This window comes from Bradyrhizobium sp. Leo114 (assembly GCF_055229415.2).
Genome location: NZ_JBUYEN020000073.1, coordinates 22,998 through 29,542 on the forward strand (window position 1 = coordinate 22,998; position 6,545 = coordinate 29,542).

Below are 6,545 nucleotides of genomic sequence, written 5' to 3' on the forward strand. Positions count from 1 at the left end.
TTAATTCTCGGCCAGTTTTGCCTTCAGAAAGTCACGCACCGGCGCAGGCTCGACGTCGCGCGCGATCACGGCGCGGCCGACGGCCTCCAGCAGAATGAAGGTCAGCTTGCCGCGCTTGACCTTCTTGTCCTGCGCCATCAGCGCCATCAGTGTGTCGGCATCAGCCAGTCCTTCCTGGACGAAGCCGCCGATATCCTGCAGCCGGGTCGGCAACCCTACCGCAGTGAGGTGGCGTTTCACGCGCGCCGCATCCGCTTGCGCAATCATGCCGAGAGAAGCAGAGAACTCCGCCGCCAGCGTCATGCCGATGGCCACGCCTTCGCCGTGGAACAGCCGGTCGGAAAAGCCCGTCGCCGCTTCCAGCGCGTGACCGAAGGTGTGGCCGAGATTAAGCAGCGCGCGTTCTCCGGTTTCGCGTTCGTCGCGCGAGACGATCGCAGCTTTGGCGCGGCACGAGGTTGCGATCGCGTGCTCGCGCGCCGCGCCGCCGGAAAAGATGTCGGCGTGATTGGCTTCCAGCCAGGCGAAAAAGGCCTCATCGCCGAGCACGCCATATTTGGCAACCTCCGCATAGCCAGCGCGGAACTGGCGCGGCGACAGCGTATCGAGCACGGACGTGTCGGCGACGACCAGCACCGGCTGGTGGAACGCCCCGATCAGGTTCTTGCCCTGCGGCGAGTTGATCCCGGTCTTGCCGCCGACCGATGAATCGACCTGCGCCAGCAGCGAGGTCGGCACCTGCACGAAATCGACGCCGCGGCGCAGGATGGCAGCAGCAAAGCCCGCGAGATCGCCGACCACGCCGCCGCCGAGCGCGATGACGAGATCGTTGCGCTCGATCTTGGCCGCGATCAGCGCTTCGCTGACCTCTGTCAGACCGGCATAGCTCTTCGAGCCCTCGCCTTCCTCGACGATGATGCGCGAAGTCGGGACGCCAGCCGCGGCAAGCGACGCCTCGGCCCGTTCCAGCCAATGTTTCGCCACCGTGCGGTCGGTGACGATGGCGGTGCGCGCACCCGGGCGGAGCGCAGCGATCCGTGCGCCAAGCGACGGCAGCATCTCGCGCCCGATCACGATGTCATAGGCGCGGTCGCCGAGTGCGACATCGACGGTGATGGGATCAGAGTGTTTCAATGGCGCAGTCATGATGGGAGGCTAATTCCGTTGGTTGCCGGTTGTGCCGTGCCGTTGCCACAGAGATAGGCATGCAGCGCCTCTAAGCACTCCTCGACGATCCGGTCATGCGGCACGTCGCGCGACGAAATCGTCAGATCGGCGCTCCGGTAGACCGGCTCGCGCTCGCCGAGCAGACGGTTGACCGTCCCCTCGGGATCGGCGGTCTGCAACAGCGGGCGGTCGGCGCGGCGCCGCACCCTGCGCATGATGACATCGGCGTCGGCGCGCAGCCAGAGCGAGATCGCCTTGGCACGAATGCAGTTGCGGGTCTCCTCGCGCATGAACGCACCGCCGCCGGTGGCGAGCACCGCCGGCCCGTCGCTAAGCAGGCGGGCGATCACCCGCGCCTCGCCATCCCTGAAATAGGCCTCGCCATGGGTTTCGAAAATCTCCGGGATCGGCATGCCCGCCGCCGCCTCGATCTCGGTGTCGGCATCGGTGAAAGGCAGCCTCAGCCGCGCGGCCAACCGCCGGCCGATGGTCGATTTGCCGGCGCCCATCATGCCCACCAGCACGATCGTCCTCGACCCCAGCACGGCCAGGATGTCGGCCTCCAGGGTCGGGAGCACAGGGAGCGGTGCGGCGCTGTCTGGCATCTAAAGCTCGGTCTCTCGGCGAATTTGCGGCGTTCCGGTCACCTATACTACCCCCGCCAATACCGTTGCCAGAGCCTTGCAACGGCTGAGGGAACATGATGGATGATGCCAATGGTTAATTCGCCGCCCGAGCCTTCGATATGCCGAGCCTGTTCCGCTTCCTGACGGTCCTCGCCGTGATCGGCGGTATCGGCTACGGGATCATTTTCGCACTGGCGAATTTTGTGACCCCGAAATCGCGGGAAATGACGGTGACGATCCCGCCGGATAAGTTCCTCAAGAAATAGCCGCTATGGTCAGGGATGCGTTCCAAGACACGTTCCAGCACATCAGATGCCGGGCTGATCAGCCTGTTCCTCGACATGCTCGCGGCCGAACAGGGCGCGGGCGAAAACACGCTCGACGCCTATCGCCGCGACCTCGAAGACCTCTCCGAATTCCTCACCCATGCCGGCAAGAGCTTTGCCGGCGCCGACACCCAGACGCTGCGCGACTACCTCGCCGACCTCGACACCCGCGGTTTCAAATCAACCAGCGTCGCCCGCCGGCTCTCGTCGATGCGGCATCTGTTCCGATTCCTGCTCAACGAGCGCATCCGCAGCGACGATCCTGCCGCGATCCTCTCTGGCCCGAAGCGCGGCCGCAGCCTGCCCAAGGTGCTGTCGATCGCCGACGTCGACCGCATGCTGACGCGGGCCAAGGAACTCACGCAAATCGACGCGACACCGGCGCAGCGGCTGCGCGCGCTCCGGCTGCATTGCCTCTTGGAGGTGCTGTACGCCACTGGCCTACGCGTCTCCGAACTGGTCTCGCTACCGCTATCGGCGGCGCGGCGCGATGCCCGCATGATCGTGGTGCGAGGCAAGGGCAACAAGGAGCGGCTGGTGCCGCTGAACGAGGCCTCGCGCCAGGCGATGGCCGACTATCTCGCTGCGGTGCAAGTCATGAAGCCGGAGAAGAAGGCGGCGCCGTCGAAATGGCTGTTTCCCTCCTTCGGCGAGAGCGGCCACTTGACCCGGCAGCATTTTGCTCGCGACCTCAAGGAGTTGGCGGCCGCTTCCGGCTTGGCGCCGCGGCTCGTCTCCCCGCACGTGCTGCGGCATGCCTTTGCCAGCCACCTCCTGCACAACGGCGCCGACCTGCGCATCGTCCAGACCCTGCTCGGCCATACCGACATCTCCACCACCCAGATCTATACCCATGTGGTCGAGGAGCGGCTGAAGAGCCTGGTGCGCGACCTGCATCCGCTGGCGGAGAAGGCTTAGCCCGGTCGATCCCCGGATTACGCTTCCAGGCCGGGCTATGGGTTACGCCTTGACTTCGGCGGCTTCTCACAGGAAAGAGCGTCACCGCTTGCGGTCAGCCCACGCGCCTCGGCTTTGGCTGCGTGTTAACTTGTTGAAGATACAAAACTTCTCTTCCAGACCCCAGACCCGCTTCGCCGCCCGCCAGGTTCCTTCCTATATTGCCGTAATGCCGGATCAGATGCGCAGTTACCTCGACTTCGAAAAACCCGTCGCCGAGCTTGAATCCAAGATCGACGAATTGCGCGCGCTGGCAGCGTCCGGCAGCGACATCGGCGACGAGATCGCGCGGATCGAGGAGAAGGCCGGCCAGGCGCTGGCCGACCTCTATGCCAACCTGACGCCCTGGCAGAAGACGCTGGTGGCGCGGCACCCGCAGCGACCGCATTTCACCGATTTCGTCAGCGCGCTCATCACCGAATTCACGCCGCTGGCCGGCGACCGCAAATTCGCCGACGACGAAGCCCTGCTCGGCGGCTTCGGCCGCTTCCGCGGCGAGAGCATCTGCGTGATCGGCCAGGAAAAGGGCGCCTCCACCGAGAGCCGGATCAAGCACAATTTCGGCATGGCCCGCCCCGAAGGCTACCGCAAGGCGGTCCGGCTGATGGAAATGGCCGACCGTTTCGGCATCCCGGTACTCTCCCTGGTCGATTCGGCCGGCGCTTATCCCGGCATCGGCGCCGAGGAGCGCGGACAGGCCGAAGCCATCGCGCGCTCGACTGACGCCTGCCTGTCACTGGGGGTGCCCAATGTCGCGATCATCACCGGCGAGGGCATGTCGGGCGGCGCGATCGCGATCACCACGGCCAACCGCGTCCTGATGATGGAGCACGCGATCTACAGCGTGATCTCGCCGGAGGCGGCATCCTCGATCCTGTGGCGGGACGGCACCAAGGCGCAGGAAGCCGCCAACAGCATGAAGATCACCGCCCAGGACATGCTGCGATTCGGCGTGATCGACGAGATCCTGAAGGAGCCGCCGGGCGGCGCCCACCGCGATCCCGCCGCCATGATCGCATCCACCGGCGATGCCATCGCCCAGGCTTTCAACGACCTACGAAATCTTGATGCGGACGCGATCCGCAAGCAGCGCCGCCAGAAGTTTCTCGATATCGGCCGCAAGCTCGCCTAGCTAACCGGCAATCGCGGCATTTTGCTCCAGGTCGGCCGGTTTGGCCGCAATTCGGCCCCGGGGCCGGTCTTTAACTCTTGCTTGACCATGCCTGTCATGGTTCCGGCCCGCCGGGCCCCGTTCAGGTTGCGGGTGGGAAGTCCAAAGGTTAGTATTTTAACGATCGCTTCAAGGCATAAAGGGTTGATTTGGGGTTGCCCGAAATGCCCGGTGGGTGTGGAGCTTGGACTTGAATCACCGCACGCTGGTTCGCGCGCTTCTGGCCTCGGCTGCCCTTGCGGCCGCTGTATTGCTCGCCGGTTGCAATAGCGACGACATCTCACTCGCATCGAATGCCAAGGCCAACCAGCCGGTGCCGCCGAAGCTGGTCGCGGCAATCACGGAAAAGGACATGGATCTGCAGTCGCCGATCCTGATCCGCCTGTTCAAGCAGGAAGCCGAGCTCGAAGTCTGGAAGCAGGACCGCTCCGGCAGGTTCGCGCTCTTGAAGACCTATCCGATCTGCCGCTGGTCCGGCGATCTCGGTCCGAAGATCCGCGAGGGCGACCGCCAGGCGCCGGAGGGCTTCTATACGATCAGCCCGGGCCAGATGAACCCGCAATCGGCCTACTACCTCTCCTTCAACACCGGCTACCCCAACGCCTTCGACAAGGCGCTCGGCCGCACCGGCTCACAGTTGATGGTGCATGGCGACTGCTCCTCGCGCGGCTGCTACGCGATGACCGACGAGCAAATCGCGGAGATCTATTCGCTCGGGCGCGAGTCGTTCTTTGGCGGCCAGAAGGCATTCCAGTTGCAGGCCTATCCGTTCCGGATGACGCCGGTGAACATGGCCAAGCACCGCAACAATCCGAACATGCCTTTCTGGAAGATGATCAAGGAAGGCTACGATCATTTCGAAGTGACGAAGCAGGAGCCGAAGGTCGACTTCTGCGAGAAGAAATATGTCTTCGACGCCGCCAAGCCGCCGGGCGCCACCCGCGATCCGGTGTTTGATGCGTCCGCCAAATGCCCGGCCTATGTGATTCCCGACCAGATCGCCGAAGCGGTCCGCCAGAAGCAGCAGGAAGAGGCGACCGAGGTTGCCAAGCTGATCTCCAAGGGCACGCCGGTGGCGCGGATGAACACCGGCATCGACGGCGGCATGAACAAGATCTTCGCCTCCAAGCTGCCGGAGGGCAGCACCGGCCTCTCCGAGGGTGGCGACAGCCAGAGCCTGCAATCACTGTCGCTGGCGCGCGCGCCCGGCACGATCCCGTCCACCGTCAATCCGCCGAAGCCGAACCTGGCGCAGCCGGAAGAGCCGGTGGTGGCGGTGTCGACGACGTCGGCGACGTCATCGGCCCGCGTCGCTTCCGCCACGCAGTCGGGTGAGCAGTCGGAAGGCCTCTTCTCCAGCATCGCCCGCAAGGTCGGGATCGGCGCCACGGCCGACGCCAACGCCGCCGCCACCAGCGTGCCGCCCTCTGCACCGGCCGCCGCCGCGAAGCCCAAAGCTACTGAGGCCAAGACTGCTGAGGCCAAGGCTGCTGAGATCAAGCCTGCTCAGACCAAGTCGCAATCGGTCGTTCGCGTCGCACCGAGGCCCACCGAAACCAAGCTCGCTGCCGCCAAGCCGGCGCTCAAGCCGACCGTCACCGATGCGCCGGCCACCGCCGCACCGGCCACCAGGGACACACAGCTCTCCGGCTCGCAGCCGATCGTGCAGCCGAACTCCTTCGACAACCGCTTCGGGGCGATGAAGTAAGGCACGGCGTCGCGAGGGCCAGCGCTTTCTCCTGCCGTCATTGCGAGCAAAGCGAAGCAATCCATGCCTCGGCAAGCGGCGCGATGGATTGCTTCGCTTTGCTCGCAATGACGTGCGGAGAGTTCTGATTCAAATGTCAAACAGCGATTCCGTAGGATGGGTAGAGCGCAGCGAAGCAATCCATTTCTCCGCAAGTGGCGCGATGGATTGCTTCGCTGCGCTCGCAATGACGGGGATGGATTCTGATTCAACTTTCAAACAGCGTGAGGACGTGAGTTCGCGTTCTCGCGGCATTCGCTGCCCGAGCTCTGCGTCACTTTCCACCCTCCTCGATATCAGAGGGCGCAGGGAAAGCCGGGTGCTGGTTGCACCCATGGGTCCCGTGCAACAAAAAGCACGGGGGTAGGACCACAGGTTCAACCGAAGCATTCCGGCTTTCCCTGCGCGATGGTTTACGGCTTATTTCGTGCTCTCCCCGGTGACCGGCTATCTAATGCACACATCTTTGTTGCGAAGATCGGCGAAGACTGATTCCCTGGCGGGAGGCGGTCTTGTGGAGAGCGGTCGTATGTCGATGGAGGTGGGGCTGG

At 64.4% G+C, this 6,545-nt stretch carries 6 protein-coding genes; 4 read left to right on the top strand and 2 right to left on the bottom strand.

Annotated features, from left to right (window positions below; translation table 11 throughout):
• Both aroB and ACZIRK_RS41295 read right to left on the bottom strand, forming a co-directional pair.
• A complete protein-coding gene (aroB, locus tag ACZIRK_RS41290) occupies positions 1-1,146 on the bottom strand; it encodes a 3-dehydroquinate synthase (RefSeq protein ID WP_130231173.1) in 1,146 nt (381 codons plus the stop codon).
• Positions 1,143-1,772: a shikimate kinase gene (locus ACZIRK_RS41295; RefSeq protein ID WP_474419507.1), complete on the bottom strand. Its 630-nt coding sequence runs from the start codon at positions 1,770-1,772 to the stop codon at positions 1,143-1,145. The genes aroB and ACZIRK_RS41295 overlap by 4 nt, the downstream gene beginning before the upstream one ends.
• Before the next feature lie 140 nt (positions 1,773-1,912).
• Between ACZIRK_RS41295 and ACZIRK_RS41300 the strand changes: the two genes are divergently transcribed.
• The 4 genes from ACZIRK_RS41300 (at position 1,913) to ACZIRK_RS41315 (ending at position 5,955) form a co-directional block, all read left to right on the top strand.
• Positions 1,913-2,059 carry a hypothetical protein gene (locus ACZIRK_RS41300; RefSeq protein WP_035690322.1) on the top strand — a complete coding sequence of 49 codons (147 nt, stop codon included), beginning with the start codon at positions 1,913-1,915 and terminating at the stop codon, positions 2,057-2,059.
• A gap of 15 nt (positions 2,060-2,074) precedes the next feature.
• Positions 2,075-3,037, top strand: coding sequence for a site-specific tyrosine recombinase XerD (gene xerD / locus ACZIRK_RS41305; protein WP_051396745.1), 963 nt, complete (start codon positions 2,075-2,077; stop codon positions 3,035-3,037).
• Between the two features lie 208 nt (positions 3,038-3,245).
• Positions 3,246-4,208 carry an acetyl-CoA carboxylase carboxyltransferase subunit alpha gene (locus ACZIRK_RS41310; RefSeq protein WP_130231580.1) on the top strand — a complete coding sequence of 321 codons (963 nt, stop codon included), beginning with the start codon at positions 3,246-3,248 and terminating at the stop codon, positions 4,206-4,208.
• 229 nt (positions 4,209-4,437) lie between these two features.
• The gene (locus ACZIRK_RS41315) at positions 4,438-5,955 is read left to right on the top strand and encodes a L,D-transpeptidase family protein (protein WP_130231578.1); all 1,518 of its coding nucleotides are present in this window, start codon (positions 4,438-4,440) and stop codon (positions 5,953-5,955) included.
• Positions 5,956-6,545: the final 590 nt, after the last annotated feature.

Bases quoted from the DNA above. Each gene is read 5' to 3' on its own strand.
- aroB (WP_130231173.1), bottom strand. From the start codon at position 1,146: ATGACTGCGCCATTGAAACACTCTGATCCCATCACCGTCGATGTCGCA.
- ACZIRK_RS41295 (WP_474419507.1), bottom strand. From the start codon at position 1,772: ATGCCAGACAGCGCCGCACCGCTCCCTGTGCTCCCGACCCTGGAGGCC.
- ACZIRK_RS41300 (WP_035690322.1), top strand. From the start codon at position 1,913: ATGCCGAGCCTGTTCCGCTTCCTGACGGTCCTCGCCGTGATCGGCGGT.
- xerD (WP_051396745.1), top strand. From the start codon at position 2,075: ATGCGTTCCAAGACACGTTCCAGCACATCAGATGCCGGGCTGATCAGC.
- ACZIRK_RS41310 (WP_130231580.1), top strand. From the start codon at position 3,246: ATGCCGGATCAGATGCGCAGTTACCTCGACTTCGAAAAACCCGTCGCC.